The organism is Chondromyces crocatus, from assembly GCF_001189295.1.
Lineage (GTDB): Bacteria > Myxococcota_A > Polyangia > Polyangiales > Polyangiaceae > Chondromyces > Chondromyces crocatus.
In genome coordinates this window covers 9,553,125-9,579,639 of sequence record NZ_CP012159.1, presented here as the reverse complement: position 1 = coordinate 9,579,639, position 26,515 = coordinate 9,553,125, and the positions used below count along the sequence as shown (strand labels likewise).

The window sequence follows — 26,515 nt, the reverse complement described above, 5'->3', positions numbered from 1 at the left end:
TGGGAGCGAGGGCGGCATGAGCATCGACGTGCGAGCAGAGGGAGAGCAAGGGGCGCCTGGTGTGGGCGAGCCGGGGCGTGACGCGGTGAGCGGCGAGGGCGCGCGCGGCGAGGAGCAGCCGCTCGCCAGTCGAGCGAAGGCGGTGACGCTCTTCGAAGATCGCGCCGAGGTGATCCGCGTGGCGCGCGCCCAGCTCACGAAGGGGACGCAGCGCCTGCGGATCGGTGGGGTCTCGATGTTCGTCGACGACCGCGTGGTCGAGGCGCGCACCGACGGTCCCTGCCGCATCACCGCCGTCCGGGTGCGCCGTGTGGTGCACGGGGATCGGGTGATGGGGCGCGAGGAGATCGAGGCCCTGGAGCGCGAGGCGGAGGCGGCGCGGGCGCGGGTGCGTGCGGCGGACCTCGCGCTGGATCGCGCCGCACGGCTGGAGACGCAGGCGTCGCAGCTCGCCTGGCAGTGGGCTCAGGAGATCGCGTCCGCGCCGCGTGGGATCCGGAAGCCCGAGGTGCTGGAGCGCTGGAAGCTGGCCCTGGACCGCGTCGACGCAGCGGCCGCCGAGGCCCGCGCTGCGGCGGCCGACGCCCGGTCGGAGCACGTGCGCGCCGAAGACGAGCGCCGCCGCGCCACCGAGCGGCTCGCCGAGGGGCGCCAGGAGCGTCCGCGTGCGGAGGCATGGATCGAGGTCGAGCTGGAAGCGTCGGCCCCTGCCGAGGTGACGGTGGAGCTGACCTACCGGGTCGCCTGCGCGCTGTGGCGTCCCGAGCACCTGGCACGGCTGGAAGGGAACCGGGTGACGCTCTCCACCTGGGCGACGGCGTGGCAGGCGACGGGGGAGCGCTGGGAGGACGTCACGGCGCGCTTCTCGACCGCGCGTCCCGCTCGGGTGGCCAACCCGCCCCGCCTCACGGACGACGTGCTCTCGCTGCGCCGCAAGACGCCCGAGGAGCGAAGCCGGGTGGTGGTCGAAGCGCGGGAGCAAACCATCGCGACGGCCGGGCTGGAGCGGGGCGCCCGGGCGGTGGACGAGATGCCGGGTGTGGATGACGGAGGGGAGCCCCTGGTGCTGGAGGCGAGCCATCCCATCACGCTGCCGTCCAGCGGGCAGCCCATCCGGGTGGAGGTCGCGCGGCGATCCCTGGCTGCCGAGGTGGAGCTCGTGCTCTATCCCGAGGTCCACGCAGGGGCCCATCTCCGGGCGACACTCACGAACTCGGCGGGTGAGGGAAGCGCTGCCGGGCGGGATGGTGCCAGCGCAGGGGGAGCCTCGGGGGAGCGGCTGGCCGAGGCGCCAACCCCCTTGCTCGCGGGACCTGTGCGGGTGGCGCGAGGCCAGAGCCTGGTCGGGCGCGGCAAGCTCGGGTTCATCGGCCTCGGAGAGCCCTTCGAGCTCGGTTTCGGAACAGAGGACGCCCTCCGGGTCCGGCGCGCCGTGGACGAAGAGCGTGACACCGCGTTCCTGGGCGGGGTGCGCATCCGTCGGAAGGTCACGGTGTACCTGTCGAACCTCTCCAGCACCCCACGGCGCCTGCTGGTCCTCGAGCGGATCCCGGTGAGCGAGGTAGCCGAGGTGGAGATCGCGCTGTCCGACGCCGCGGGCTGGTCCGTCGACAAAGACGGGTTCGTGCGGGGACGCTTCGAGCTGGGCGCGAACGAGGCCCGGGCCGTCTCCTTCGGCTACGAGATCAAGGCATCGTCCGGCACCGTGCTGCCGTTCTGATGCACACGGCAGGGGCACGCGCCCCCGCCGCCCCGCCGAGCAAAGCGCGTCGGGGCCCCACCATCCCGCGATCCACTCGGGAAATCTGACATGTCTCGCCGCTTCGGGCCTGACGTCGTTGCACCGAGAAGCGGGCAAGGTCACCGGCCGTGTGGAGGAGGTGAGCCCTTTCAGATTGCACAGGCGACATTGCACGCTTGCACTGTGTGCCTGGGTGTCGACATGGAACCCTCCGGATCTTCAGCAGGTTCCCCTGGCACACCTGCTGCTATACGGGTCAGTGCGCTGACGCGGAGACCTCGCTCCCCCCCCTCGAGGCCCGCCATGCGCGCTTACTCTCCACGCTGTAGACCTACCCCCCCCCGGTCTGCAGCGTGGTTTTTTTTGTCTCGAGCATGCCCCGCCGAACGTGGATCCTGGCCCGTCGGAAGTGAGGCGTGAGCCCAATGAGGCGTAGATCGCGGCGTTCGTCCCCTCCGGCGTGCCGCCAGGGCCTCGCAAGGACAGGGAGTGACTGCGCTCCACCCGGTCCGAGCTGCACAGGGATCGCCTGCATCCCTGAATTGCGGGATCTGCTCCGTCAGCTCCGGAGTGCCTCTGCCGCTGAATGCGCGTGGGTTCTCTTCTCGAGAAGACGAGGGAGAACACCCTGGAGGCCCAGCGCCCTGTCCGCGCGTCGTGGATTGCAGCTTGCAAAAGCAAGCTTGCAAAAGTGCAATCCGTAAGCCGGCTACCTGTCGAATGAGTTGAAATGACGTGAGTCATCCGCAGGCATGCCTGGTGCATCAGGTCGACGCGCGCTGCGGCGGTGACCTCGCTTCCCCCCCCCCGAGGCCCGCCAGGCGCGCTTACTCTCCACGCTGTAGACCCATCCCCCCCCCGGTCCGCAGCGTGGTTTTCTTTTGTCTGCCGGTCGGCTCATTCAGATGGTGGCGTGCGTGGCGCGCGGCCAGTCGGCATCCTCATCAGAAGCGTCGGTTCTTCCCGCCCGTCGCGAGGCGGGTGGCGCTGAGACACGGGGGCGTGCCGTCCCCTGCTGACGCCAAGACCGAAGCCGCGGCCGCGGAAACCGCGCGGCAAGCTCGCTTCTGGAACGCGAGGAGGACGGAGTGTGGGAACTCGGGCCCATCGTTGGCTGGTCTCCCGCTGTTCAGTTGGTCTCTCGTTGCTCGATGGGCATCCCCTGGTGCCGTGCCGTCATGGGAGCGCGAACAGCCAGGTCCGCTGAGCTGACTGTGAGGCCTCAGACCGGACTTGCAGATTGCAAACTCGCCGTTGCCGGAGTGCAATCCAAGCGTTGACGGAAGCGCGGAAGTCCCTGATCGTAAGCGGAGTCGACCCTGGCACGGGTCATGCTTTAACGGCCTGCGCGCTGCGGCGGTCGACTCGTTTCCCCCCCCCACGAGTCCTGCCAGGCGCGCTTACTCTCCACGCTGCAGACCCATCCCCCCCCGGTCTGCAGCGTGGTTTTTTTTTGTCCTCGTGCCGACGACGCTGAAGCTGCGTTCCGCACTCCCCTCGGTCATGTCAGAGGGAAGGTGACGACCCCTTCGCCTGATCCCACTGGCGCGGCCGGCACTGAAGCAGACGTGAGCAGGGGTCGCTCGAAGTTCGTCATCGTGCGCCCCGGGGGAGAGCGTGGACGCGCGAGCTGACGTTCCACCAGGTCAACCGTGGCTGTCGGAAGCGATCCGTCTTTCATTTTGCAGAGTTGGCCTTGCAAGAGTGCAATCCGTCGCCCGCTGGCGCGATGGAAGCTACGGTAATTTCGAGCGAAAGTGTCTGGCACATCTGATGCTTAGCCATTCATCGCGCTGCGGCGGTGGACTCGTTTCCCCCCCCCCTACGAGGCCCGCTAGGCGCGCTTACTCTCCACGCTGTAGACCTACCCCCCCCCGGTCTACAGCGTGGTTTTTTTGTCCGCTGAACGCCAGCCAGCGATCCAGTGGTTGATCGCCCAGCCCTGCGGGGCGTGGAGCGCGTGGACCCGCTGATGCCGGCAGCGGCTCGAAGCTCGACGCGCGGATTCACAGGGGTCACAGGCGCGACTGTGGGCGCGCCACGAGCCTGACCTGAGGTCGTTCACATTGCAGGGTCGAGCTTGCAAGGATGCAATCGGTCGGCTCGCTGCGGGATGGAACCTCTCGTAAGGTCAGCGAAACGAGGCTGGCATGTGGAGTGCACCAAGGGTCATCGCGCTGCGGCGGTGGACTCGTTTCCCCCCCCTACGAGGCCCGCTAGGCGCGCTTACTCTCCACGCTGTAGACCTACCCCCCCCCCGGTCTACAGCGTGGTTTTTTTTTGTCCGCTGAACGCCCGCCAACGATCCAGTGGTTGATCGCCCAGCCCTGCGGGGCGTGGAGCGCGTGGACCCGCTGATGCCGGCAGCGGCTCGAAGCTCGACGCACGGATTCACAGGGGTCACAGGCGCGACTGCGGGCGCGCCACGAGCCTGACCTGAGGTCGTTCACATTGCAGGGTCGAGCTTGCAAGGATGCAATCGGTCGGCTCGCTGCGAGATGGAACCTCTCGTAAGGTCAGCGAAACGAGGCTGGCACGTGGAGTGCACCAAGGGTCATCGCGCTGCGGCGGTGGACTCGTTTCCCCCCCCTACGAGGCCCGCTAGGCGCGCTTACTCTCCACGCTGTAGACCTACCCCCCCCCGGTCTACAGCGTGGTTTTTTTTGTCCGCTGAACGCCCGCCAACGATCCAGTGGTTGATCGCCCAGCCCTGCGGGGCGTGGAGCGCGTGGACCCGCTGATGCCGGCAGCGGCTCGAAGCTCGACGCACGGATTCACAGGGGTCACAGGCGCGACTGCGGGCGCGCCACGAGCCTGACCTGAGGTCGTTCACATTGCAGGGTCGAGCTTGCAAGGATGCAATCGGTCGGCTCGCTGCGAGATGGAACCTCTCGTAAGGTCAGCGAAACGAGGCTGGCATGTGGAGTGCATCAAGGGTCATCGCGCTGCGGCGGTGGACTCGTTTCCCCCCCCACGAGGCCCGCTAGGCGCGCTTACTCTCCACGCTGTAGACCTACCCCCCCCCGGTCTACAGCGTGGTTTTTTTTTGTCCGCTGAACGCCCGCCAGCGGCTCCACACTCGAGCATCACGCACCCCTGCGTGGCGCGAGCGTCGACCCATGCATCGCGGCGACCGACCGAAGCTCTCCCGCGCAGGCAGACTTTCCGTGGTCGAAAGTGGCTTCAGGCGCGCCGTGGGCCGGACTCTATGTCTTTCACATTGCAGGGGCGGTCTTGCAAAGATGCAATCGGTCGGCTCGCTGCGAGATGGAACCTCTCGTAAGAACAGCGAAACGAGGCTGGCATGTGGAGTGCATCAAGGGTCATCGCGCTGCGGCGGTGGACTCGTTTCCCCCCCCCCCACGAGGCCCGCTAGGCGCGCTTACTCTCCACGCTGTAGACCTACCCCCCCCCTGGTCTGCAGCGTGGTTTTTTTTTGTCCGCTGAACGCCCGCCAGCGGCTCCACACTCGAGCATCACGCACCCCTGCGTGGCGCGAGCGTCGACCCATGCATCGCGGCGACCGACCGAAGCTCTCCCGCGCAGGCAGACTTTCCGTGGTCGAAAGTGGCTTCAGGCGCGCCGTGGGCCGGACTCTATGTCTTTCACATTGCAGGGGCGGTCTTGCAAAGATGCAATCGGTCGGCTCGCTGCGAGATGGAACCTCTCGTAAGAACAGCGAAACGAGGCTGGCATGTGGAGTGCATCAAGGGTCATCGCGCTGCGGCGGTGGACTCGTTTCCCCCCCCCCACGAGGCCCGCTAGGCGCGCTTACTCTCCACGCTGTAGACCTACCCCCCCCCCTGGTCTGCAGCGTGGTTTTTTTTGTGCTCCGGCCATGTCGGTGCGTGGGCGGTCACGGGTCGAGCTTCGCGTCGAGGAACGACGCCACCCGTTGTGCCCAGGCCGTCGAAAAGTGACCTCCATGGGTCTCCCCGGGGAGGAGCTCCTGCTCGCATGAGACGCAGACCGTGCCCTCCCGCGTGTATGCCTCGCGGGCCTCACGCGGCACCCACTGATCGAACTCGGCGAACAGGAACAGCGTCGGCCTGGTCAGGTGCGCCACGCGACCTGCGGGACGCACCGTATCCAGCGGCGTTGGCAAGCGCGCCGAGACTCGCGCCAGGACGCCGGCGCTGAGCGGGGAGATCAGGCCTGCGCGTCCCAGACGCGAAGACAGGGCGCCGCGGAGCGAAGCATAGGGAGAGTCGAGGACGGCAGCGTCGGCTTCCGAGCCCGAGAGCAAGTAAGCGACCGCGCCCATGGAGAAACCCACGAAGCCGACGGGGCCACCGAATTGCCGGGCTTGCTGCAAGGCCTCTGCGACGTCGCGGGCTTCGGCGGAGCCCAAGGTCGTCCGGTCTCCTTCGCTCTCTCCATGAGCGCGAAAGTCGAAGGCAAAGAGCCGATAGCCGCGGTCCTTCAAGGCTGGACCGACGGTATCGACCAGGAGGCGACGATCATTGCCAACCCCATGAGCCAGCACGACGGTCCCACGCGCTGGGCTGGCGGGAGGGTCGACGCGCAAGCTGGCCAGGCGGAGCCCATCGGCGGTGACGAAGGACGAGGGGGGAGCCTCCGAGAGGGACCGGGGTCGGCTCAGGCCCGTGCGAGGTGCGGTCAGGTGCCGCGCCGCGAGCTCACTTGCTCCCCCGTACAGGACCAGCAAGGCCACGGACGCGCTCAGCAGTCGACCCGAGCCGCGAGGGCCACCGGATCTCATGAGCTGAGTCGGCGGATGCTCGAACCTGGAGTTCTGACGCCCGAAGATCACGGATCGCCAGGAAGACATAGATGACGCGCGTGCTCCAGCGTGCGGCGGTTTGGCTAGCGGCCCCACCTGCTCTCCGTCCGGTCGCACCCTGGGAGTGCGTGTTGCGCGGATTTCATGCGTCCGGATGCGCGTGAGCGGGGTGGGATGACCGAAACCCCTGCTCGGCCGGCGAAAGAAGTGCTCGCGCGAGCGCGAGAGGCGGGCGCATCCTCGACGGAACCGCTAGCATCAAACTTCATGCCTACCCGGGAGCGCGTTGTTCTCGCTGGCGGGATGTCCGATGCACTCTCCGTGGGTTGCACAGGGGAAGGTGGGATCATGAATCAGAGCCTGACGCGGGTGGTGGATGGCGAGGAGCAGTGCCTCTGCTGGCAGTTCGGTTGCCACGGGAAGAGCGATGCTACGTACGAACCCGCATCCGGGCAGGTAGGACCGTTCGATCGAGACCGACAGCGGCGCCTGAAGAAAGGTGAAACCTTCCAGAGGCTCGATCGCTCGGGCTCGCCGCGAGAGTACCAGGGGCTCGTCTGGCGCCTGAAAAGCACGCTGTAATGCGCTCGAGGGGGGGCTGCATCGCGCCGCCCCTTCGGCGGGGCGCTCGACCGGGCGCCCCGTCGGGTAGAGGTCGCCCCGTCAGCTCAAGGCAGAGGCGTCTTGGGGGCCGGAATCCAGCGAGGCAACCAGTCGGGTCCCTCGGCGTGGGTGAGTCGGGTCTGCCCGGTGCCGTCGGCGCGCATGAGGTACAGCTCGGGATCGCCGGTGCGGGTGGAGGCGAACACCAGGTAACGCCCATCGGGAGACCACGCGGGAGCTTCGGCGCCGTGGGTGTCGCTGGTGAGCGGGGTGCACTGCTCGGTCGCGAGATCCGCCACCCAGATGCGCGGCTTCAGACCCAGCCCTTGAACCAGGTAAGCGATCCGCTTGCCGTCCGGAGACCAGACCGGACCTTGCTCACTGAGACCGTCGGTGCCGAGCCCGTTCTCCTTCGGCCCGTTCGGCTCTCTGGGTTCTTTCGGCTCCTTCGGCGCAGCTTGCTCCTTCGGCGCAGCTTGCTCCTTTGGCGCAGCGGCCTCCGGAGCGGGCGGCGCACAGCCTTCGGTGAGGGGCTTCAGGTGCGTCCCGTTGGCGGCCATCGTGTAGATGCGCTCGCGGCCTTCTCTGTCGCTGATGAAGGCGAGCTTTTTCCCGTCGGGAGACCAGCGTGGGCTGCGGTCCTCTCGATGAAACGCGGTGAGCCGCTGCGGAGCGCTACCGTCGGCCTGGATCCGGTACACTTCTGGATCACCGTCGCGGCTCGAGACGAAGGCCACCTGCTTGCCATCGGGCGAGAGCGCCGGATCGAAATTCCCCTCGTCGTTGTCCGTCAGCCGTCGCAAGCCGCTGCCGTCGCGGGCGATGCGGTAGATGTCGCTGAAGCTCTGGTGGTCGGACTCGAAGAGGATCCACTGGCCATCGGGCGACCAGCTCGGGTTGCGCGTGCGGCTCCCCGCGGGGCCGATGCGCTTCACTACCGTGCCATCGAGCGGCACGAGCGCGAGCTGCTCGACGTGAACATTCTGGGGGGTCTCCTCGGAAATGACGACCAGGAGGGTCGTGCCATCGGGCGAGGCCGCCGCCAGGTACTCGCCAACAGGGGTCTCTGTGAGCCGCCGCTCCTCGCCCGTGGGCCGGATGAGGTAAATCTCGGGGTTCACGTGCCGCTCGGAGATGAAGGCGATCTGGCCCGCGATCTTCTGCCGCTCGGCGAGCGGGATGGGGTCCTTGTCGGGCTCCGCGCTGGCGCTGCCCTTCGCCGCCGAGGCGGAAGGCGAGGTGGTGGCGCCAGGAGAGGCGACGTTCTGATCTGCGGAGGAAGAAGAGGAAGAGGCGGACGAAACCGCCCCGGTTTCCCCGGAGGAGCCTGACTCCGGGCCGCACTTGCAGCCGCTCACGGCGAGCGCCAGCGCGATGAAGGAGACCAGACCTCCGGGGAAACGGACCAGCATCACTGAATGCGGACGGCGTCGGCGATGACGAAGGACCCGAGGGCTGCCCAGCGGGACAGCACGACCTTGTTCCAGCCGGCGGTGAAGTTGTAGGAGCCCAGCGAGACCCACTGGCCGCCCTGGGTCTGCTGGTTCCTGGTCACCCGGCCCACCTCGGTCCCGGCGGCGTTGTACATGATGAACGGCGCCGCGGTGGACCTGTCGCTGGCCGCCGTCCACCACGCCGAGACCGCCCTGCTGCCGGCGCTCGCGACGTAGAAGTGGAACGTCGCGCCGTCGGAGACCGACTGGGTGCTCGCGGCGTAGTAGCCCGAGCCGTAGTAGCCGGCCACGTTCGTGGACGAGGTCCAGTTCGCCGAGACCTCGATGCGGCCCTGGGCGGAGTTGTTGTTGCTGTTGTTGCTGTCGACGATGATCCCGGTGGGGGTGGGGGTGGTGCCGCCGCCGCACTCCGTGTTGATCCGGCTCAGGTAATTCGTCCAGGGCCAGTTCGGGCCGGGATCGGTGCGGCTCTCGGGCTGGAGCCGGCCGTGGGACACGATGTGGTACGAGTCCCGCGGGATGCCGTGCCGCTGCGTGATGCCGCACGAGAGCTTCGCCGAGGCGTTGATCAGCCCCGCCGCCCAGCTCGACTGCGAGGCAAAGCCCGCATGTTCGATGCCGACGGTGAAGTTGTTGGAGGAGGTGCCGTTCAGGTTGCACTCCTGATTGCCGTTCAGGTTGCACCGGTAGGCGGCGCCGATGTGCCACGCGCGATCCGCCTCGCGGACGAGCTGGGTGATCTCGCTGCCGCTGTCATTCACGACGTAATGCGCGCTGACGCCCGACGCCGAGTTCCTGAGCCAGCCCCAGCACCCCGAGTACGCCCCCTCGCAGCTGTGGATGATGATCATCCGCGGCTTCACGCCGGACCGGCTGTTGAAGTTGGGCGAGGCGCGCCAGATGGCGGACGAGTGGTCGCTCGTGGCATTCGTCGGCGGGGCAGCGATCGACCGGAGCTCGAAGGTGGACGGCAGCAGCGAGCCGATGAGCCCCTCCTCGCCCTCCATCACCAGGCCGTCCCGGAGCGTCCGGTAGACCTCGTTGTGCAGGTAGCTCGCCTGCGCCTCGGCGTCGTCGATCCCGCTGGCCGCCGCGACGACCGGGGCCCACGCCCCGAGGTCGACCCGGTCGAGCTGCATCCCGTCCGCGTCCTCGCTGAGGAGAGCGGCCGCGGCGCGGATGTTCGCCAGCGCGTCCGTCTTGACCTCTTCGACCGAGACGCCCGCCAGCTCCGCCCCGAGCTCGATGCGCTCACCACGGAGGGCCATGATGCCGAATGCGGCGGGCATGCCCTCGAACTCTTCCTCGCCCTCGACCATTTCCCACCGCGTCTCGGCGAAGCCGATCGCTTTGAGCAGCGAGGCAGGAACGTTGAACTCCTTGGCAGCCTGCTCGAATAGCAGATCGAGCGAGGTCTGCGGGACGCTCGTCCCATCCGTGGGGGCGGGAACCGTCCACGTCGGGGGGGAAACGTTGGAATCGTCCCCACCGGGATTGATCCCCAGATCGTTGCTTCCTTGATCGCTGCAGGCTGCGACGAGAATGGCCGCGCTTACCACAGTGGTGAGCTTACGGAGCTGATGCATCGATGGCCTTCCTTCCGGGATGCAAGGTGCGGGCATGGAGTACCCGGAACGAGCGCTTTTAGCAGGCATACTCTCTTGAATTCAAGAGTGTAGAAACATGGGCAGATGAATGCCGAACCATTCGGCGGAATATTCCGATCGGGCTCCATTCGCTGGATCCAGGGGATTCTCACGATAACGAAGTCGAGCCTCGATCGCCGTTAGGCATTCCATTACGCACCTTGCTCCAGGCCTGGAGGCGTCACAGCACGACGCAGCGCGTCCAGGAAGATTATGGTGTGGTGAGGCACGATCACGCAGTCCGGCAGTCGAAGCGCCGCCGATGCGTTGTCCATGCGTTGCCCATGCGTTGCCCATGCGTTGCCGGAGCGTAGTCAAAGCGTTGCCGGAGCGGTGCTGACCCTCTCTCTACGTGGATACGGGGCGGGGATGGCTGCGCGGATACGGGGCGGGGACGAGACGCTTGGCGACCAGCGCTACCCGGCGGAGAGAGGCGCTCGTCGACCGGGAGAGGGTGAAACCACCTCGCCGGCGAGCCTCTGACGCGGGGGGAAGGACACGCGGCGCCCTGAGGACGCGTCAGGTCACCCGCCGACGCGCCCTGGGTTGTAAGCTTCCTGAACCGACGGAGCTCGCCCATCGAGCCCACCGACGACGTGGCGCTCACCGCGCCCCGGCGGGTCACCGGCGAGATGGCGCTCACCGCACCCCGACGAGGTCACCGCGCCCGTGCGCGCTCAGAGCCGTCCTGTGCGGAGCGTCCCCGCCCCTGGAGCCACCCCATGGCCGCCGCCACACCCGACTGGAGCGTGCCCTCGGTGGTGATGCCGCTCATATCGACCCCGAGCTGCACCAGGACCTGCGCGAACTGCGGCTTGATGCCCGTGAGCATCACCTCGGCACCGAGCATCCGGGTCGCCCTCGCGGCGCGCAGCAGCGCATCCACGATCCGCGTATCCACTGCGGTGAGCCCCGTCAGGTCCAGGATCGCCACCCGCGCCTGCTGCTTCACCACCCCCGCGAGCAGCGTCTCCATGATCTGCTGGGCGCGCGCACTGTCCACGGTCCCCACCAGGGGCATCACCACCACCCCCTTCGCGAGTGGGATCATGGGCGTGCTCAGCTCCCGGATGGCCGCGCGTTGCGCCTCGATCACCCGCGCTTGCAGCTCCTCGCGTTCCTGCTCGGCCCGCCTCCGCTCGGTGATGTCCGTCGAGAACCCGCCGATGGCGAAGATGGTCCCCTCGCTGTCGCGGATGGGGAAGCCGATCGACAGGTAGATGTGCGGCCCGTCCTCCTGGACGAAGATCTCCTCGACCTCGTGCTCGCCGCCCGCGAGGATCTCCTGCTGGGCCTCCAGCCACGGCGCGGCCGTCTCCGGCGGGAAGAAGTCCGCCACCGACTTCCCCACCGCCTCGGCGCGCGTCACCCCCATCAGCTCTGCGGTCCGACGATTGACGAGCAGGAACTTTCCTTCCGTGTCCTTCACATAGAACGCCGCGGGCAGGTTGTTGATCATGCTCTCCAGCAGGGCGCTCTTCCGGCGCAGCTCCAGCGTGCGTTCTGCGATCCGCTGCTCCAGCTCGGCGTTGGCCTTCTGCAGCGCCGCCTCGCGGTCGCGCATCGTCTGCGCCAGGTGCTTCCGCTCGGTGATGTCCTGCACCGCGCCCACGTACCGCTCGAGCTGCCCCTCCTCCGTCCGGCTGAACACCACACAGCGCGCCTCCAGCCAGCGCCACTCCCCCGACCGGTGGCGCATGCGGTACTCGAACACGAGCTGCTCGCCGTCCTCCAGCACCTCCAGATCCCGCTCGAACTCCAGCGCCATGCGCGTCGTATCGTCCGGGTGCATGCGATCGGGCAGCACCTCCTCGCCGAGCTGCGGCACGTGATCGGGCTCGTAGCCCAGCATGTGTGCCACGGCTTCGCTGAACGTGCGCGAGCGCTCCGCCGTCTTGTCGCAGAGGAAGATGGCCGCCGGAGACGTCCTCAGGATGCTCTCCGCTTGCTCGGCGCGCAGGCGCCAGCGCGCCACCTCCTGCTCCAGGATCCGCTTCTCGAGCGAGGCGTCCACCGTGACCCCGCACGCGCCGTCGACTGTCGGCATGCCGTCTCCCCCCCATGACCTTCCAGCGACCCCGGTCGAGGCCCCGCTCGGATCGTGATGGAGGGGTGACATCGCGTCGAGCGACGGCAGATGCGCCGCGATCATGCGTCGAGGACGCGACCTCTCGTGAAAATGGCCTGCATCGACCACCCCTCGTGCGCCCTGGCCAGCGCCGCGCGTCGCCAGCGCCCTGCAGCGCTCCTCACGGTGAATGTCGCTCCCCCAAATGCCGTCGGGTGAGCCCCCCAAGGCGAGGCCTGGATGCTTCGTCATCCCTCCTCCGACCCGATTGTCCGGAGCGGGCCAACCTGGCAGACCGTGCGGCACGGGCGTATACGAGAGACATGCCCAGAGGTGAGCGAGACGAAGCCGCTTCATTCACCCGACGCGAGGTGACATGACCGAGATCAAATTCGGCGACGCCGTCAAGAAGGCATTCGAAGAGGCCATGCGCGAGCGAGGCCACGCCAACGTGCTGCTCGCGGGCCGCACCGGCGTGGGCAAGAGCACGCTGGTCAACAGCGTCTTCCAGGGGCAGTTCGCCTCCACGGGCCACGGCCGCCCCGTCACCACGGGGACCCGCGAGATCACCAAGCCCGGCGTCCCCCTCACCATCTTCGACACCCGCGGCCTGGAGATGAGCGAGTTCGAGGCCACCCGCACCGCGCTCAAGCGCTTCGTCTCCAGCCGCCGGCAGGATCCCGACGCCCGCAAGCACATCCACGTCGCCTGGGTCTGCGTCTCCGAGGACCTCCGCCGCGTGGAAGAGGCCGAGACCTCCCTCGTCGAGATGCTCGCCGACTACATGCCCGTGCTCGCGGTGATCACCAAGGCCCGCGCAGACCAGGGATTCCGGGCCGAGGTCCAGCGCCTCCTCCCGCGAGCCCTGAACGTCGTCCGCGTCCGCGCCTTGCCCGAGGAGCTCGACGACGGACACCGCCTCCCGCCGATGGGGTTGATCGAGCTGATCCAGGCCACGGTCGACCTCATCCCGGAGGGACAAAGACGGGCCTTCATCGCATCCCAGAAGGCAGACCTCGCCCTGAAAAAGACGAAGTCCCACATGATCGTCGGCGCCTCCGTCGCCACGGCCATGGGCATCGCCGCCAGCCCCATCCCCTTCGCCGACGCCTTCGTCCTCGTCCCCATCCAGATCGCGATGATCGCCGGCATCACTGCGACCTACGGCCTCGACTTCTCGGAGGGCTTCCTGAGCACCGTCGTCGCGTCCACCCTCGGGGGGGCCGCGACCACCCTCACGGGCCGCGCGATCGCTGGCAGCTTGATCAAGCTGCTCCCTGGCGCGGGCGCCGTGGTCGGCGGAGGCGTATCGGCCGCCACCGCCGGCACCATGACCACCGCCCTGGGCGAGGCGTACATCGCAGTCCTCGACATGCTCTTCGAAAAGCATGGCGGCGAGCAACCCAGCGCCGAGATCGTCATCGACGCCGTCCGCGCCGCCTTCCAGAAACCAGCCTGAAGATCCCAGCCCGAGCGCTGCTCGACCGACGAGCTGCTCAATGCGCCGGCCACGGGCCGCTCAATCCATCAGCCCGTGGTCGCTCATTGCGCCTTCAATCCCGGAGGCCGCGGCTCCCTCTGCTCAATCAGGACAGGGCGCCCCACACGTCGTCGCCCGCCCACCCGGACAGACCACCACATCTCCGATCGCGCACGCCGTGATGTCGCAATCCTGCGTCCCGGCATTGCCATTGGCGCAATGAACCACGCACGTCGACCCCTCATCGCACGTCGTGTGGCACGGACCGCTCTCGCACGTGAATTCGCAGCTGCTCCTCGGACCGCACGCGCACGTCCCGTTGGCGCACGTCCCCTCGCAGTCCGGATTGTCGCCCTCGCACGTCACGTGACACGGCGGCGCGCCACAGTCGAAATCACAGCTCGACCCCACCGCGCACGTGCATTGCCCGTTGGCGCACGTCCCCTCGCAGTCCGGGTTGTCGCCCTCGCACGTCACGTGGCACGGCGGCGCATCGCACCGGAAATCACAGCTCGACCCCGTACCGCAGATGCACTCCCCGTTCGCACATGCGCCCCTGCAATCCGGATTGTTGCCGTCGCACGTCACATTGCACGGCGGCGCCTCGCAATCGAGATTGCACGACGCCCCGAACTCGCAGACGCAGAGCCCATCGGCACAGCGCTCGTCGTCCGCGTCCGCGCCGCAGCCTCCCCCGACGGCCGCCGCGACCACCGTCGCCGTGGCCACCCCACCGACCCAGCGGGCCATGTGGAGGATCCCCTTCATCCAGCGCGCCCCTGCATTTACCATTCCCACGCGCATACGGTATCCCGCCCAGGACCTTGCCGGAAGACATCGATCCAGGGGGATCGCCATCAGAGGTCTCCTGCTTTCCCCTCGACGCGCGCCATCCTCGGATCCTACCCTCCGGCCTGCCATGACCGACTCCGACGACTGGCGCGCCATCAACCGCGCGAGCTGGAATCGCCGCACCCCGCTGCATCTCGCCTCTCGCTTCTACGACCTCGATGCCTGGAAGCGCGGCGCCTGCTCCCTCAAGCCGATCGAGCTCGAAGAGGTCGGCGACGTCCGGGGCTGCCGCTTGCTCCACCTGCAATGCCACTTCGGGCAGGACACGCTGAGCTGGGCCCGGCGCGGCGCCTCCGTCGTCGGCCTCGACTTCTCCGACGCCGCCATCACCGCCGCCCGCGACCTCGCCACCGAGGTCGGCCTCTCCTCGGCCCGCTTCGTCCAGTCCGACGTCCTCGAAGCCTCCCGCGCCGTCGGCGAGACCTTCGACATCGTATTCACCTCCTACGGCGTCCTCTGCTGGCTCCCCGACCTCGACCCCTGGGCGCGCGAGATCGCCGCCTGCCTCCGCCCTGGAGGCCGCTTCCACCTCGTCGAGTTCCACCCCCTCGCCTACATCTTCGACGACGCCCTGGAGAAGGTCACCTACCCCTGGGACAGCAAAGACACTCCCATCCGCACCGAAGAGACCCGCACCTACGCCGATCCCGACACCCCGGTGCAGCTCGTCGACGTGTCCTGGAACCACGGCATCGGCACCGTCGTCAGCGCCCTCCTCCGCGCCGGCCTCGTGCTGGACTCCCTGCGCGAACACGACTGGATGGCCTACCCCATCTACCCCAGCAGCCGCGAGATCGCCCCGGGCCGCTACCAGGTCGACAAGCTCCCTGGCGCTCCGCTCACCTACTCCCTCCAGGCCCATCGCCCCGCCTGAGCCCCGGAGCACGACCGAGCGCGCAGACCTCGACCACAGCGCGACCGAGCGCAGACCTCGACCACAGCGCGATCGAGCGAGCAGGCCTCATTCCTGGGCCTGACACCCGGCTTGTTTTTCCCCATCGCGGAGGCAGACTTCCGCCTCGAAGGAGCAGGCCATGATCACGCTTTACGGTTTCGGGCGCGTCTTTCCCAAGGTGATCGGCGAGACCAAGGACCTCCGCATCCAGTGGGCCCTGGAGGAGCTCGGCCTCCCCTACCGCGTCCACGGCATCGACCACACCGGCGGCGAACACCTCCGCGAGGCCTATGGCCACATCAACTGCTTCCGCCTCCTGCCGGCCATCGAGGACGACGGCTTCGCGGTCGCCGAGTCCGGCGCGATCCTGCTCTACCTCGCCCAGAGAGCTGGCCGCCTGATCCCGGCCGACTTCCAGGGTCGCACGCGCGTGACGCAGTGGTGCTTCGCCGCGCTCGCCACCGTCGAGCGTCCGCTGCAAGAGATCCACTTGATCGACATGTTCGGCACCGGGAGCGCCGAGCAGCGCGCGGCCATGGTCGAGGAAGCTGGGCGCTGGTTCCGCGGCATGGAGCAGCGCCTCGACGGGCGCGACTGGATCGCCTGCGACGACTTCACGGTCGCCGACCTCCTCCTCGCCACCGTGCTGCGCCACGTGCGCAACACCGACCTCCTCGCCCCCTATCCACGCATCACCGCCTATTACCACCGCGCGCTCGCGCGCCCCGCCTGGGAGCGCACGCTCACCCTCTACGCCGAGCGCCTGAGCGTCGCCGTCGACGACATCCGCTGAATCCAGCGGCGAGCGTGCCCCCCTGCCGCGAGCATCAGAAGCTCTTCCCGTCGACTGGCGTCACCGTCAGGCTCCCCAGATCGATGTCGTCGAGACAGCGCACGTTGACCGCCACCATCTCCTTCCCGTCGGGCGACGTCCCCCGCGCGAACGACGTCACCCCGCACGTCGCGCAGAAGAGATGGTGGATGTGCTTCTTGTTGAACTGATAGTCCGTCAGCCCCTCCTCGCCCGACAGGAGGTGGAACTGATCCTTGCCGACGAACGTCAGCACGGTGCCTTTCCTGAGGCACATGGAGCAGTTGCACGACATGACCTGATCGAGCGAGGCCGTCACCTCGTAGCGCACCTTGCCGCAGTGACATCCGCCTGAACGCTTCATGGTTTCCTGCATGCGCATCTCTGAACATCTACCCAGTGCAGGGTCAAGCGACCTCGGAGCGCACCATGCGGCCACGTCATCCAAGGCCAGGGGCGCCAGCCCGCTTCCCCTCGCGAAGCCGAAGTTCTCGCCCGCGCACCCGCTTCCCTCGCCTTGACCACCCGGGAGGCCAGCGATAAGGCTTTGCCCGTGCGGACGGGAGCCTGGAGCGCACATCGGCGCTGCTGGAAGCGAAGCACGGACAGGACCCCCTCGGAGCGCGCGTTGCCCTCGGAGTGCGGCCGTCCCACCTCGCGATGGCGACGCCTCGCCGCGACCCTCCTGACGACCCTCTCGGCGGGCGCGCTGGCCCTGCTCACGGCCAGCCCGGCCGCCGCGCAGATCGTCAACGTCCAGCCCCTCATCGGCGGCGACGTCGAGAAGCAGGGGCTGTCCGTCACCTTCGAAGGCTCCGCCGACATGCGGCGCGGCAACACCAACATCACCTCGCTCTCGGGCAGCGCGGTCGGCCAGTACCGGACGGGCCGTCACCTCTTCTTCCTGCTCCTGCGCGGCGACTTCGGTGAGAACGCCGACGTGACCTTCCTGAACAAGGACCTGGAGCACTTCCGGTATCGCGTCGACCTCCCTGGCCCCTTCTCGTGGGAAGCCTTCGTCCAGCACGACCGCGACGCCTTCCGTCGGCTCTCGCTGCGTGCCCTCTTCGGCACGGGACCTCGGATCCACATCGTCCGCTGGACGAAGTTCGAGGCCGCGCTGGGCATGGCCTACATGCTCGAGAACGAGGAGCTGGCCCTCGGCAACTTCCCCGACTCCGGCCTCGTCGTGCTCGCGCAGCGCCTGTCCACCTACTGCGTCCTCTCGACGCGGCTCAGCGACAACTTGCAAGTCGCCGCCACGATCTACCTCCAGCCCAGGCTCGACTGGATCTACGACGTGCGCGTCCTCCACGAGTCCTCGATCCTCGCGAAGGCGACGAAGCATTTCTCGCTGAAGCTCACCATGACCTCGGCCTTCGACGCCGAGCCGCCCGCCGGCGTCGCTCCCCTGGACACCACCGTCCGAGGCTCGTTCCTGGCGACCTTCTGAGCTGAGCCCTCGCGCGCCTTACTCACGAGCGCGGTTCGAGCGGGGGGGAATTCAGCGCGTCGCGCGCGGTGGTCACGCCATGGGCTCGGACCGCGTCAGAGCGGCAATGTGAAACAGCCCGCCGTGTCGGGGCTCTCGCATTGCTTCCGGACGGGACTGAAGTGCGTCTTGTTCGGGCATAGCCGCAGCGTCGCCGTTCCCTCGACGCATTCATAATAGAACCTGCAGTTGCAGAGGTTCGGAGAGAAGCCGTTCTGTCCTTCGGACAGGATCGGCGCGCACAGAGGGGGAATGGCACTGCACAGCAATGCCTCGGTCGCTTCCTCGGTCGTCGTCTCTTCGTCGACGAGATCATCCTCGATCGGTGCCCGATCGACGGTGCAACCGGCACCGAGGCAGGCAGCGATCATGATACCGGTCATAACGAGGATTCTGGGGCATTGTGATAGATTCATCCAATTCAATAATCCGCGCACTCGCCTGGTTCAAGGCGGCCTCTGCCGGTCCGTGTGAATAGATCGAGAACGTCACGCTTCGTCGCCGACGTCCTCTTCGTGGCCGCGCCGGACGCTTCCTCCGAGAGGTGCGCTGGAGCGACGCCGGTCGAACGCCCCTCATTCGCCAGAGGACATGCGGAGCCGACGTTCGCCAGAGGACATGAGCGACCGACCAGGGAGTATCGACGCGACGACGCAGCAAGGGTCGCCGATGGAGAGGCGCGTGCGCGCTGGAGACCCGCCGTGCGAATGCGGAACAGCGTGCCCGTCAGGAGCGCGCGCACTCGGTCCTCGTCCAGAGTCCAGGAGGAGATGGGAGGCGACAGCGGAACGTCGTCGTCGCGCAGAAGCGTGGGAGGCTACGGTGCTGGCGCTGATACCATGATCGTGTCTGTCGCGTGGGTGATTGGGTTGCGCGGGGAATGAGCATGAAAATGGTCGTCATCGACGCTCAGGGAATGATCATGAGAATCGTCATCGTCGGCATGGCGTTCGAGGCGGGTCAGACGCGCGTGTCCTTCGACTGTGATTGTGGTTCCGGAGCTGCACGCTGGGATGGTCCCGGGCTCGAGGTCGGGGACGAACGGTTCGTCGAGCTGTCACTCGATGGCGTGCGGACCGTTGGAGAGGACATGCTCGACACGGCGGAGCCCATCGGCCTGACGCTCCGAGATGGCCTCACCGTGCTGGTCGGCGAGGTGAGGGCGATCGACGAGGAGGGGTTTGCCGAGCTGGATCTGGGCTGCGGTGGGGTGGACGTCGAGATCGCTGGCGCGCTGCCAGGGCTGCATCGACGTTATCGGCTGGTGGCAGCCGAACTCGCGGTGTTTGATTGTAACTTCTAGCGCGATGGCCTGAACGCACCGGGACATGGGATCCACTCACTCACACGCACGCGCAGGCTGATTCCAGCGGCATGTCGGCCGCCCGTGGACCATGGATCGCCGAAGCCCCCTCGACGGGGGGCGGCAGCGAAATGCCATCGGACCGTTCCCTGGTCTCGTTACTGCACCAGTAAAGGACCCCTGGACCGTTCCCTGGTCTCGTTACTGCACCAGTAAAGGACCCCCCGGACCGTTCCCTGGTCTCGTTACTGCACCAGCAAAGGACCCCCGGAGCGTTCCCTGGTCTCGTTACTGCACCAGCAAAGGACCCCCGGAGCGTTCCCTGGTCTCGTTACTGCACCAGCAAAGGACCCCTGGACCGTTTCCTGGTCTCGTTACTGCACCAGTAAAGGACCCCCGGACCGTTCCCTGGTCTCGTTACCGCACCAGCAAAGGCCTCCTGGAACGCTCCGACCTCCTTTCTTTGTGGCGGAATGCAGTTTGGACGTTTCTCCCTCTGCCATCGCCCAGCTGACGCCATGGCTCTTCCCGAAGCGTAGGGACCTCTTGTCATCGTCCTCACCAGGTCTCGGCACCCGCGCCGGGGTTGGGGCGGCGGGATGTGCGCTGAGAGGGCGTGGTGAGATGTGCGCTGAGCGTCGGTTTCGGGGGCTCAGGGGTCGAGGACCAGCGTTCCGAAGGCGGAGGGGATGTGGAAGTTGGGCTTCGGGGTCCGGGCTGGGCTCCAGGACAGGTACTGCCGGGGGGAGCGGCCCTCCATGCGGAAGAGGCCCATGGGCAAGCGGGCGCCGGCTTTCAGGGCGCGGACGATCTCGGGAGCGGTCAGGGAGGCCTCGACGATCGCCTGGCGCGCGCTCGGGTTCTGCGTGGTGGCGAGGCGCAGGCCGCTCGACCAGGTGGTGTCGTACTTGCGCGTGTCGAGGTCGACGGTGAGGTCGAGGAAGTGTCCGAAGGGGCCGAGCTCCACCTCGACGTAGCGTCGTGGAGCGGTGGGGTCCGGGGTGAGGAACAGCTCGACGCAGTCCTCTTCGAAGAGCTTCTGACGCTCGGTGCCGATGGGGCGTGCGCGATCGGTGAAGAGGCCTGTGCCGGACAGCTCGAAGAGGACGTGCAAGGCCTCGCTCGACCAGAGGAACCGCGCGGTGGTGCGGATCCCGGTCGAGGCGCCCGAGGTGTCGGTGTCCCACGCGACGGGGGTGGCGCGGGCCCAGGCGTCGTCGTCGGCTCGCCCGTCGAGGGTGAGGGAAGCGTGACCGAGGGGAGAGGCGTGCGCGGTCGGCCTGTCGCCCGGTGCGGTGCTGGGCGAGGCGGGGGGCGTGCCGTGATGAGCGGTGACGGTGTCGGGTGAGGTCGAGGGCGTCGCGGTGACCGAGGTGGTGGTGGCGCTGGGCGTGGCCGAGGGAGGGGCGGCCTCGTGGATGGCGAAGGGGGCCATGGCCTTGTAGTGGGCGATGCGGGGGGCCTTCAGGAGGAGATCGGCGCCGTCGCCGGTGAGCTGGATCGTCGTGAGGTCGAGCTTGAAGCGTCGGGCGGCGGCTTCGAGGAGCGGGGAGGTCCGGCTGCCCCGCAGCTCGGCGGCGAGGCGTGGGTGGTTCCAGAGGCCGAGAAAGGCGGCGGCGGCGCGGTCGACGCGCACGGGGTTGGTGCCGCCGATCGCCACGCTCTCGGCGCTCGGCTGGAGGTGCTGGAAGCCGTCGCCGCCCATGGCCGGGGCGCCTTCGGCGAGGACGACGTCGGGGGACGCGATCTCCAGGACGTCGATCATGCGCTCGGAGAAGGCGCGGAGGGCGTCGACGTAGAGCTTGCGGTCCTCGGGTTCTTTCGCGCGGCGCTGCTGGATGTACTCGTTCAGCTCGCGGTGCATGCGCCACTTCTGCCGGTACGCGGGGAGGGCGTCGGAGAGCATGACGACGCCTTGCATGTTCTTGAGGGCGACGGAGATGACGCTGAAGCGGTGGGCCTTGATCTTGGGCAAGGAGATGAAGAGGCCGCGATCGAGGTGCTCGGCGAGCACGCGCGGCATGAGCAAGGTGGGGACGAGGGTCGCGCCGATGCCGCGGATGGCGAGGGGCTGGCCGGGGCGGTCGCCTTGCGTGTCGAAGACGCCGTCGTCGTCCATGGCCACGAGGCGCACGCCTTCGTCGCGGGCGAGGGCGGCGTAGCCGTTGAGGTCCATCAGCTCCAGCCAGTGCTCGTGGCTGTGGCCGCAGCCCTCGGCGAGGGTGATGGCCTGGTGGCCTCGCTCCTTGAGGCACTGGATCACGCCGCGCGTGAACTCGGGGTCGGTGGTGCGGCCGCGGACGCCGTCGTCGCCGCCGGATTTCCTGGGGTCCTTGATGGAGTCGAAGCCGCAGAGGTTGGGCTTGAGGAGGATGGGCGTCGCCGCGGGTCGGTGCGGGACGGCGGCCTCGCAGAGGCGTTTGCCGAGCTCGCGCGGGGTGCCGCCTTGCAGGACGTGGACGGGGGTGAGGTCTTGCTTCAGGCGCTCGCTGTGGCGCTTGCGCAGGGCGGTGCCGTCGATGCTCGCGTCGGTGATGAGGCTCGGGCCGGTGGGGACGAGGCCAGCATCGCCGGTGCCTGCGTCGTCGAGGAGCGAGGCGCTGGCGGCGTCGAGGCTGCCCGCATCCCCTGGATGAGGCTCGCCCTGGCTGGCTGGAGGGGATGCATGCGCGATGGCATCCGGCTCGGCGAGAGGGTCTGCGAGAAGGGCGGATGAGGCGGTATTTGCCGCAGGATCGGCGTGCGTGGCCGCCGTGGAGGTGGCGGGAGATGGAGGCGGGGAGGGGTCGGAGCACGCTCCGAGCGCCAGGGCCAGGAGGGGGCCATGCAGGGGGGAATGGCGCACCCTCGCACACTATCACGGTGCTTTCGTGCGCCGAGGGGTTCGGGGTGAGGGTTGGCAACGATGGTCGGGGCGTCTACGATCCGCACGGTTTCGAGGGGAACTCCGTTTGCGTCCGCTGCTCAACGTCGGTCGATACGAGGTGTACGATGCCATCGCCAGGGGTGGCATGGGATCGGTGCATCTGGGGCGCCTGTGTGGCGTCGCGGGGTTCGGCCGGATCGTGGCGATCAAGCGGATGCACCCCCAGCTCGCCGACGATCCGCAGTGCGTGGCGATGTTCCTGGACGAGGCGCGGCTGGCGTCGCGCATCCAGCACCCGAACGTGGCGCCGACGCTGGACGTGGTGAACGCGGACGGGGAGCTGCTCCTCGTGATGGAGTACGTGCGCGGGGAGTCGCTCTCCGGGCTGCTGCGGGCGCACCAGCGGTCGTCCGAGGTGCCGCCGCGGCGCGTGGTGGCGGCGGTGATCGCGCAGGCGCTCCGGGGGCTGCACGCGGCGCACGAGTCGCGCGACGAGGGGGGGACGCTGCTGGAGCTGGTGCACCGGGACGTGTCGCCCCACAACATTCTGGTGGGCGCGGACGGGCTCTCGCGGGTCGCCGACTTCGGGGTGGCGAAGGCGTCGGTGCGGCTGCAGAGCACCCGGGAAGGGGAGCTGAAGGGCAAGGTCGGGTACGCGGCGCCCGAGCAGATGAACGGCCGGGTGACGCGGCAGTCGGACATCTACGCGGCGGGGGTGGTGCTCTGGGAGGCCCTGGCGAACAAGCACCTGTTCGAGGGGGAGAACGAGCTTCAGCTCATGATGTCGGTGCTGACGCAGAAGATCGTGCCACCGAGCGCGGTGCAGCCCGACGTCCCCGAGGCGCTCGACGCGGTGGTGATGCGGGCGGTGGCGACGGACCCGGCGAGCCGCTTCGGTTCGGCGCTGGAGATGGCCATGGCCATCGAGCAGGCGACGGAGCCGGCGAGCGCCGCCGAGATCGGCGCGTGGGTGCAAGAGGTGGGGAGCGAGACGCTGGCGCGCCGGGACGCGCTGGTGGGGCGCATCGAGGTGGCTGGTGCGACGGCCGCGAAGGGGGCCGCCGATGCGCTGGTGGAGGCGATGGCGGCGGTCGGCGGGGAGGATGCTTCGCCGGGGTCGGCGTCGGCCCGGTCGTCGTCGGCCCGCTCGTCGGTGGGGTCGGCGGGGGCGTCGGCCCGGTCGGCGTCGGGGTCGCCGGGGTCGCCGGGGTCGCCGGGGTCGCCGGGGTCGCCGAGGTCGATGCCGCCGGCGTCGGCGTCGCACGCGCCGCAGGTCGAGCCTCTGCCGGTCTCCAGAGAGAGCGCAGGGGGGCATGAGTTTCCGCGGGCTCGTCGGCCGCGGCGCATCGGTGGGGTCGTGGCGGTGCTCGCAGCGATCGTCCTGGTGGGGGGAGGCGCTGCGGCGTGGCACAGCGCCGGTGCCTCCACGGGGGCGCTGCAGGACGACGCGGCGCTCGGGGCCCAGCGCAGCGCGGGGGATGCGGTCCCTGGCGATGCGCGCGCCCGGGGGACGGAGCCGGCCGGGGAGACCTCGGCGGCGGTGATGCACGGCGGGGCGCCCGGGACTCCCGGGGAGACGTCGCCTGGCCAGGGGGCGGCTGCGGCGGGTGGGGTCACGCCTGCGAAGGTCACGCCGCAGGCCGCTGGGCCGGGCGCACTCACGGGGCGAGGGGGCGCTGCGGCCGGGAGTTCGCCCGGGACCGGGGCGACACCCGCATCGGCTGCAGGGAGTGGCGTGAAGAGCACGGGGGCCGCGGCGGCACCCAGCCAGCCCCGCGACACCTCGGGGTCGACGACCCCTCGACGACCGGCGCCAGCACCCGTGGCCCGTCCGGATTTCCTGTGAGATCGACTGGCCTCCGTCTGACGAGTCTTCTCCTCTCGGCGTCGCTGCTCCTCGGCGCGGTGCCGGTGGTCCACGCGCAGTCCGGAACCAAGTCGCAGGCCCCGCAGCTCAAGCAAGCCGGCGACGAGCACATGCGGAACAAGCAGTACGAGGACGCGCTCGCCTCGTACGACGCGGCCTACGCGGCGAGCTCGGACCCGGTGCTGCACTACAACCGGGGGCGCGCGCTCCAGTTCCTGGCGCGCTATCCGGATGCGCTCGACGCGCTGCGCAGGTTCCAGAGCGAGGCGCCCGCCGCGACGCGGGCGCGGGTCCCGGGGCTTCAGGATCTGATCGCCGAGGTCCGCGCGAAGGTGGCGATCGTGCGCGTCGATTGCGCGGTGTCCGGTGCGCGGGTGCTGATCGCGAAGCGCGAGATCGGGACGACGCCGCTGGCGGCGCCGATCTCGTTGAACGCGGGCACGGCGACGGTCGAGATCCTCGCCGATGGCTACCACCCGTTCGAGCAAGAGCTGGAGCTGCGCGGCGACGAGGCGCTGAACGTGGTGGAGGCGAAGCTCACGCGGAAGACCACGGTGGGGACGCTGGTGGTGCGGAGCCATGTCCCCGGGGCGCGCGTGACGGTGGACGGGCGCGGTGTCGGCGCGGTGCCGGTGGAGGCGTCGCTGCAAGCGGGGCGGCATGCGCTGGTGGTCAGCGCCGACGGGCACGACGAGACGAAGACGCAGGTCGTGATCGTGGCGGGGGAGCGTCGGGAGTTCATGGTCGATCCCGTGAAGCGCCCGCCGATCTACGCGAAGTGGTGGTTCTGGACGGCGGTGGGGGTCGTCGCGGCGGGCGCGGTGGTGACGTACGTGGCGGTGACGACCGAGAGTGCCCCTCCGAGCGGATCTTTCTCGCCAGGGGTGGTGCGCTTCTGAGCGAGGCCGGGCCGGGTGGGTTGCTCCCTCCTGGCCCCTCTTTTACGCTGCGGGAATGGCGGCGTTGGTGCGCTCGGAAGAGCACGCGAGGGGGCAGGGGAGCGTCGCGCGAGGGCGTCGAGCGCGCGGGAGGCTGGCCTGGATCGGGGCCGTCGGCGGGCTCGTCTCGGCGGTCGCGGTGTTCGGGGGCGCCGGCTCGTGCGCCTCGCCGACGGCCATCTCCGTCGACATCTACACCGAGATGGAGTGCAGCAGCGAGGCAGAGGTGTCGCTCACCGTCGCTGATGATCTCGCGGGCCTGATCGGGGGCGCGCCTTCGGCGACGAGCCGCGGCTGCGTCTCGCCAGGGCGGGTGGGGGACATCGTGGTCGCGCCCTCGGACGAGAGCGACAAGCAGCTCGCTTACGCGGTGGCGACGCGGCTGGAGAGCGAGCCCACCGAGGCCTGTCTGGTGAGCCCGATGCCGTCGGACTGCATCGTCGCCCGGCGTCAGCTCCGCTTCTCGCCCAACGAGGAGCTGAAGATGCGCGTCGACCTGCGCCTCTCCTGCCTCGGGGTGGAGTGCCCGGACAGCGAGACGTGCGTGAAGGGCCGCTGCCGGACCGCGGAGATCGCCAGCGAGCGGTGCGTGGGGGTCTGTGACGAGAGCGCGCTCGAGGACGGCGATCTCCCGGATCCTGGCACGCCGGACGCCGGGCCGGATGCGCCGCCGGACGCCGGCCCCGAGCCGTGCCCTTCGCTGCCTCCCGTCCTTCTGGCGAGTGATGCCGTCCACGTGCCACGCCTGGTGACCGCCGAGGGGGCCGCCTACGTGTCGTGGGTCTCCGGCGAAGCCGATCTCTCGCACGCCGTGCGGTTCCAGAAGCTGGACGAGTCGGGTCCGGTCGGTTCGCCGTCGTCACCGATCGGTGCGGAGAGCGAGATCGACAAGCATACGCTGGGCTATGCAGACGGGAGCCTCGGGATCGCGACCGAGAGCAAGGCCACGTTCTTCCACCAGGTCGCTCCGAGTGGCGCGCTGATCCATGGAAAGACCCAGGGGCCTGGCGAGATGGGCATCGCTGCGACCGAGATGCCCTGGAGCGGTGAGCACTACGGGCTCGTGCAGCACACCTGGGATGGGGACGACACGCACTATCTGTTGCTGCCGCACGCGGATGGTCTGGAGCAGGACGTCGCCAAGCTCTTCCTCTGCTCGGGATGCTCGTCGGCGGCCGTCGCCTGGGATGGTGTGTCCTTCGGGGTCACCTGGCAGGACAGCGAGGGGAAGTGCACATTTGCTTCGTTCAAGGATGACGCCAGCAACGACACTGCGCCGAAGGTGATCCACAGCGAGTGCCCTCAGGGCCACCTGTTCAAGAATGCGCGAGGGCTCGGCCTGCTGTACGAGAGCGGGACGCCGTCACGCATCCAGTTCGTGCAGCTCGGCGCGCGAGGAGATGTAGAGAGTGGGCCCGTCGCGGTGTCTCCAGACGATGGCGCCGTCTATGCAGACCCGCAGGCCGTGGTGACGCCCTCGGGCGCCACCCTGGTCTTCTTCACGAAGGAGACGGCGACGGCGAACCAGGTGTACGTCGCACGCCTCGAGGGGGGGCAGGTCCTGGTGCCGGCCAAGCCGGTCAGCGAGGCCTTCGCGACCCGGGGCCGGTACGATGTGGCGGTGCTCGGGGAGCGGGTGGCGCTCAGCTGGCTGGGGCGCAAGGACGACCCCTCGCCGACGTTGAAGCCCAACGGTGCCTACGCCACCGTCGTGTGCGTGCCTGACGCTCCCTGAGTCGCGCGCAAGCCCGGCGC

At 68.7% G+C, this 26,515-nt stretch carries 18 protein-coding genes; 10 read left to right on the top strand and 8 right to left on the bottom strand.

Annotated features, from left to right (window positions below; all coding sequences use genetic code 11):
• Positions 1-16: 16 nt before the first annotated feature.
• A complete protein-coding gene (locus tag CMC5_RS34630) occupies positions 17-1,720 on the top strand; it encodes a DUF4139 domain-containing protein (protein ID WP_050434402.1) in 1,704 nt (567 codons plus the stop codon).
• A 3,877-nt stretch (positions 1,721-5,597) separates the two neighbouring features.
• Here the strand turns inward: CMC5_RS34630 and CMC5_RS34625 are convergent.
• A complete protein-coding gene (locus CMC5_RS34625) occupies positions 5,598-6,416 on the bottom strand; it encodes an alpha/beta hydrolase (RefSeq protein ID WP_169796747.1) in 819 nt (272 codons plus the stop codon).
• 417 nt (positions 6,417-6,833) lie between these two features.
• On the opposite strand from CMC5_RS34625, the gene CMC5_RS34620 reads away from it, so the two are divergent.
• A complete protein-coding gene (locus CMC5_RS34620; protein ID WP_156339081.1) occupies positions 6,834-7,067 on the top strand; it encodes a hypothetical protein in 234 nt (77 codons plus the stop codon).
• 86 nt (positions 7,068-7,153) lie between these two features.
• Here the strand turns inward: CMC5_RS34620 and CMC5_RS34615 are convergent, their stop codons facing one another.
• From CMC5_RS34615 to CMC5_RS34605, 3 genes are all read right to left on the bottom strand, one after another.
• Complete coding sequence (locus tag CMC5_RS34615) at positions 7,154-8,500, bottom strand: PD40 domain-containing protein (RefSeq protein ID WP_050434399.1); 1,347 nt, start codon at positions 8,498-8,500, stop codon at positions 7,154-7,156.
• The gene (locus tag CMC5_RS34610) at positions 8,500-10,128 is read right to left on the bottom strand and encodes a golvesin C-terminal-like domain-containing protein (protein ID WP_050434398.1); all 1,629 of its coding nucleotides are present in this window, start codon (positions 10,126-10,128) and stop codon (positions 8,500-8,502) included. Before CMC5_RS34610 ends, CMC5_RS34615 begins: the two co-directional genes overlap by 1 nt.
• Positions 10,129-10,846: 718 nt before the next feature.
• Complete coding sequence (locus tag CMC5_RS34605; protein ID WP_169796746.1) at positions 10,847-12,235, bottom strand: PAS domain S-box protein; 1,389 nt, start codon at positions 12,233-12,235, stop codon at positions 10,847-10,849.
• A gap of 397 nt (positions 12,236-12,632) precedes the next feature.
• Between CMC5_RS34605 and CMC5_RS34600 the strand changes: the two genes are divergently transcribed.
• Complete coding sequence (locus tag CMC5_RS34600) at positions 12,633-13,715, top strand: YcjF family protein (RefSeq protein ID WP_050434396.1); 1,083 nt, start codon at positions 12,633-12,635, stop codon at positions 13,713-13,715.
• Positions 13,716-13,838: 123 nt separating this feature from the next.
• On the opposite strand, the gene CMC5_RS34595 is transcribed toward CMC5_RS34600, so the two are convergent.
• On the bottom strand, positions 13,839-14,504 hold the full coding sequence (locus CMC5_RS34595; RefSeq protein WP_156339080.1) for a hypothetical protein: 666 nt from the start codon (positions 14,502-14,504) through the stop codon (positions 13,839-13,841).
• Between the two features lie 151 nt (positions 14,505-14,655).
• Here CMC5_RS34595 and CMC5_RS34590 point away from each other — a divergent pair, with 151 nt between their 5' ends.
• Together CMC5_RS34590 and CMC5_RS34585 are read left to right on the top strand one after the other, a co-directional pair.
• A complete protein-coding gene (locus CMC5_RS34590; protein ID WP_050434394.1) occupies positions 14,656-15,462 on the top strand; it encodes a class I SAM-dependent methyltransferase in 807 nt (268 codons plus the stop codon).
• A gap of 160 nt (positions 15,463-15,622) precedes the next feature.
• Positions 15,623-16,276, top strand: coding sequence for a glutathione S-transferase family protein (locus CMC5_RS34585; protein WP_050434393.1), 654 nt, complete (start codon positions 15,623-15,625; stop codon positions 16,274-16,276).
• Between the two features lie 34 nt (positions 16,277-16,310).
• Here the strand turns inward: CMC5_RS34585 and CMC5_RS34580 are convergent, their stop codons facing one another.
• Complete coding sequence (locus tag CMC5_RS34580) at positions 16,311-16,670, bottom strand: GFA family protein (RefSeq protein ID WP_050436309.1); 360 nt, start codon at positions 16,668-16,670, stop codon at positions 16,311-16,313.
• 177 nt (positions 16,671-16,847) lie between these two features.
• Between CMC5_RS34580 and CMC5_RS34575 the strand changes: the two genes are divergently transcribed.
• Positions 16,848-17,747 carry a DUF481 domain-containing protein gene (locus tag CMC5_RS34575; protein WP_156339079.1) on the top strand — a complete coding sequence of 300 codons (900 nt, stop codon included), beginning with the start codon at positions 16,848-16,850 and terminating at the stop codon, positions 17,745-17,747.
• A 95-nt stretch (positions 17,748-17,842) separates the two neighbouring features.
• On the opposite strand, the gene CMC5_RS34570 is transcribed toward CMC5_RS34575, so the two are convergent.
• The gene (locus CMC5_RS34570; RefSeq protein WP_169796745.1) at positions 17,843-18,157 is read right to left on the bottom strand and encodes a chitin binding peritrophin-A domain-containing protein; all 315 of its coding nucleotides are present in this window, start codon (positions 18,155-18,157) and stop codon (positions 17,843-17,845) included.
• A gap of 551 nt (positions 18,158-18,708) precedes the next feature.
• Here CMC5_RS34570 and CMC5_RS34565 point away from each other — a divergent pair.
• On the top strand, positions 18,709-19,089 hold the full coding sequence (locus CMC5_RS34565; RefSeq protein WP_156339078.1) for a hypothetical protein: 381 nt from the start codon (positions 18,709-18,711) through the stop codon (positions 19,087-19,089).
• A 652-nt stretch (positions 19,090-19,741) separates the two neighbouring features.
• On the opposite strand, the gene CMC5_RS34560 is transcribed toward CMC5_RS34565, so the two are convergent.
• Complete coding sequence (locus CMC5_RS34560; protein WP_050434389.1) at positions 19,742-21,934, bottom strand: DUF362 domain-containing protein; 2,193 nt, start codon at positions 21,932-21,934, stop codon at positions 19,742-19,744.
• A gap of 106 nt (positions 21,935-22,040) precedes the next feature.
• Here CMC5_RS34560 and CMC5_RS45325 point away from each other — a divergent pair, with 106 nt between their 5' ends.
• From CMC5_RS45325 to CMC5_RS34545, 3 genes are read left to right on the top strand one after another with little or no spacing between them, the layout of a single operon-like run.
• Positions 22,041-23,801 (top strand): serine/threonine-protein kinase, encoded by a 1,761-nt coding sequence (locus CMC5_RS45325; protein WP_050434388.1) that lies wholly within the window; start codon positions 22,041-22,043, stop codon positions 23,799-23,801.
• Positions 23,798-24,721 carry a PEGA domain-containing protein gene (locus CMC5_RS34550; protein ID WP_050434387.1) on the top strand — a complete coding sequence of 308 codons (924 nt, stop codon included), beginning with the start codon at positions 23,798-23,800 and terminating at the stop codon, positions 24,719-24,721. Before CMC5_RS45325 ends, CMC5_RS34550 begins: the two co-directional genes overlap by 4 nt.
• 55 nt (positions 24,722-24,776) lie before the next feature.
• Positions 24,777-26,495 (top strand): hypothetical protein, encoded by a 1,719-nt coding sequence (locus tag CMC5_RS34545; RefSeq protein ID WP_050434386.1) that lies wholly within the window; start codon positions 24,777-24,779, stop codon positions 26,493-26,495.
• Positions 26,496-26,515 lie beyond the last annotated feature (20 nt).

What these genes read in the sequence shown, in the direction of transcription:
- CMC5_RS34610 (WP_050434398.1), bottom strand. Translation starts at nt 10,128, where the DNA reads ATGCATCAGCTCCGTAAGCTCACCACTGTGGTAAGCGCGGCCATTCTC.
- CMC5_RS34570 (WP_169796745.1), bottom strand. Translation starts at nt 18,157, where the DNA reads ATGATCGCTGCCTGCCTCGGTGCCGGTTGCACCGTCGATCGGGCACCG.
- CMC5_RS34605 (WP_169796746.1), bottom strand. Translation starts at nt 12,235, where the DNA reads ATGCCGACAGTCGACGGCGCGTGCGGGGTCACGGTGGACGCCTCGCTC.
- CMC5_RS34600 (WP_050434396.1), top strand. Translation starts at nt 12,633, where the DNA reads ATGACCGAGATCAAATTCGGCGACGCCGTCAAGAAGGCATTCGAAGAG.
- CMC5_RS34595 (WP_156339080.1), bottom strand. Translation starts at nt 14,504, where the DNA reads ATGAAGGGGATCCTCCACATGGCCCGCTGGGTCGGTGGGGTGGCCACG.
- CMC5_RS34590 (WP_050434394.1), top strand. Translation starts at nt 14,656, where the DNA reads ATGACCGACTCCGACGACTGGCGCGCCATCAACCGCGCGAGCTGGAAT.
- CMC5_RS34630 (WP_050434402.1), top strand. Translation starts at nt 17, where the DNA reads ATGAGCATCGACGTGCGAGCAGAGGGAGAGCAAGGGGCGCCTGGTGTG.
- CMC5_RS34615 (WP_050434399.1), bottom strand. Translation starts at nt 8,500, where the DNA reads ATGCTGGTCCGTTTCCCCGGAGGTCTGGTCTCCTTCATCGCGCTGGCG.
- CMC5_RS34565 (WP_156339078.1), top strand. Translation starts at nt 18,709, where the DNA reads ATGAGAATCGTCATCGTCGGCATGGCGTTCGAGGCGGGTCAGACGCGC.
- CMC5_RS34545 (WP_050434386.1), top strand. Translation starts at nt 24,777, where the DNA reads ATGGCGGCGTTGGTGCGCTCGGAAGAGCACGCGAGGGGGCAGGGGAGC.
- CMC5_RS34620 (WP_156339081.1), top strand. Translation starts at nt 6,834, where the DNA reads ATGAATCAGAGCCTGACGCGGGTGGTGGATGGCGAGGAGCAGTGCCTC.
- CMC5_RS34580 (WP_050436309.1), bottom strand. Translation starts at nt 16,670, where the DNA reads ATGCAGGAAACCATGAAGCGTTCAGGCGGATGTCACTGCGGCAAGGTG.
- CMC5_RS34585 (WP_050434393.1), top strand. Translation starts at nt 15,623, where the DNA reads ATGATCACGCTTTACGGTTTCGGGCGCGTCTTTCCCAAGGTGATCGGC.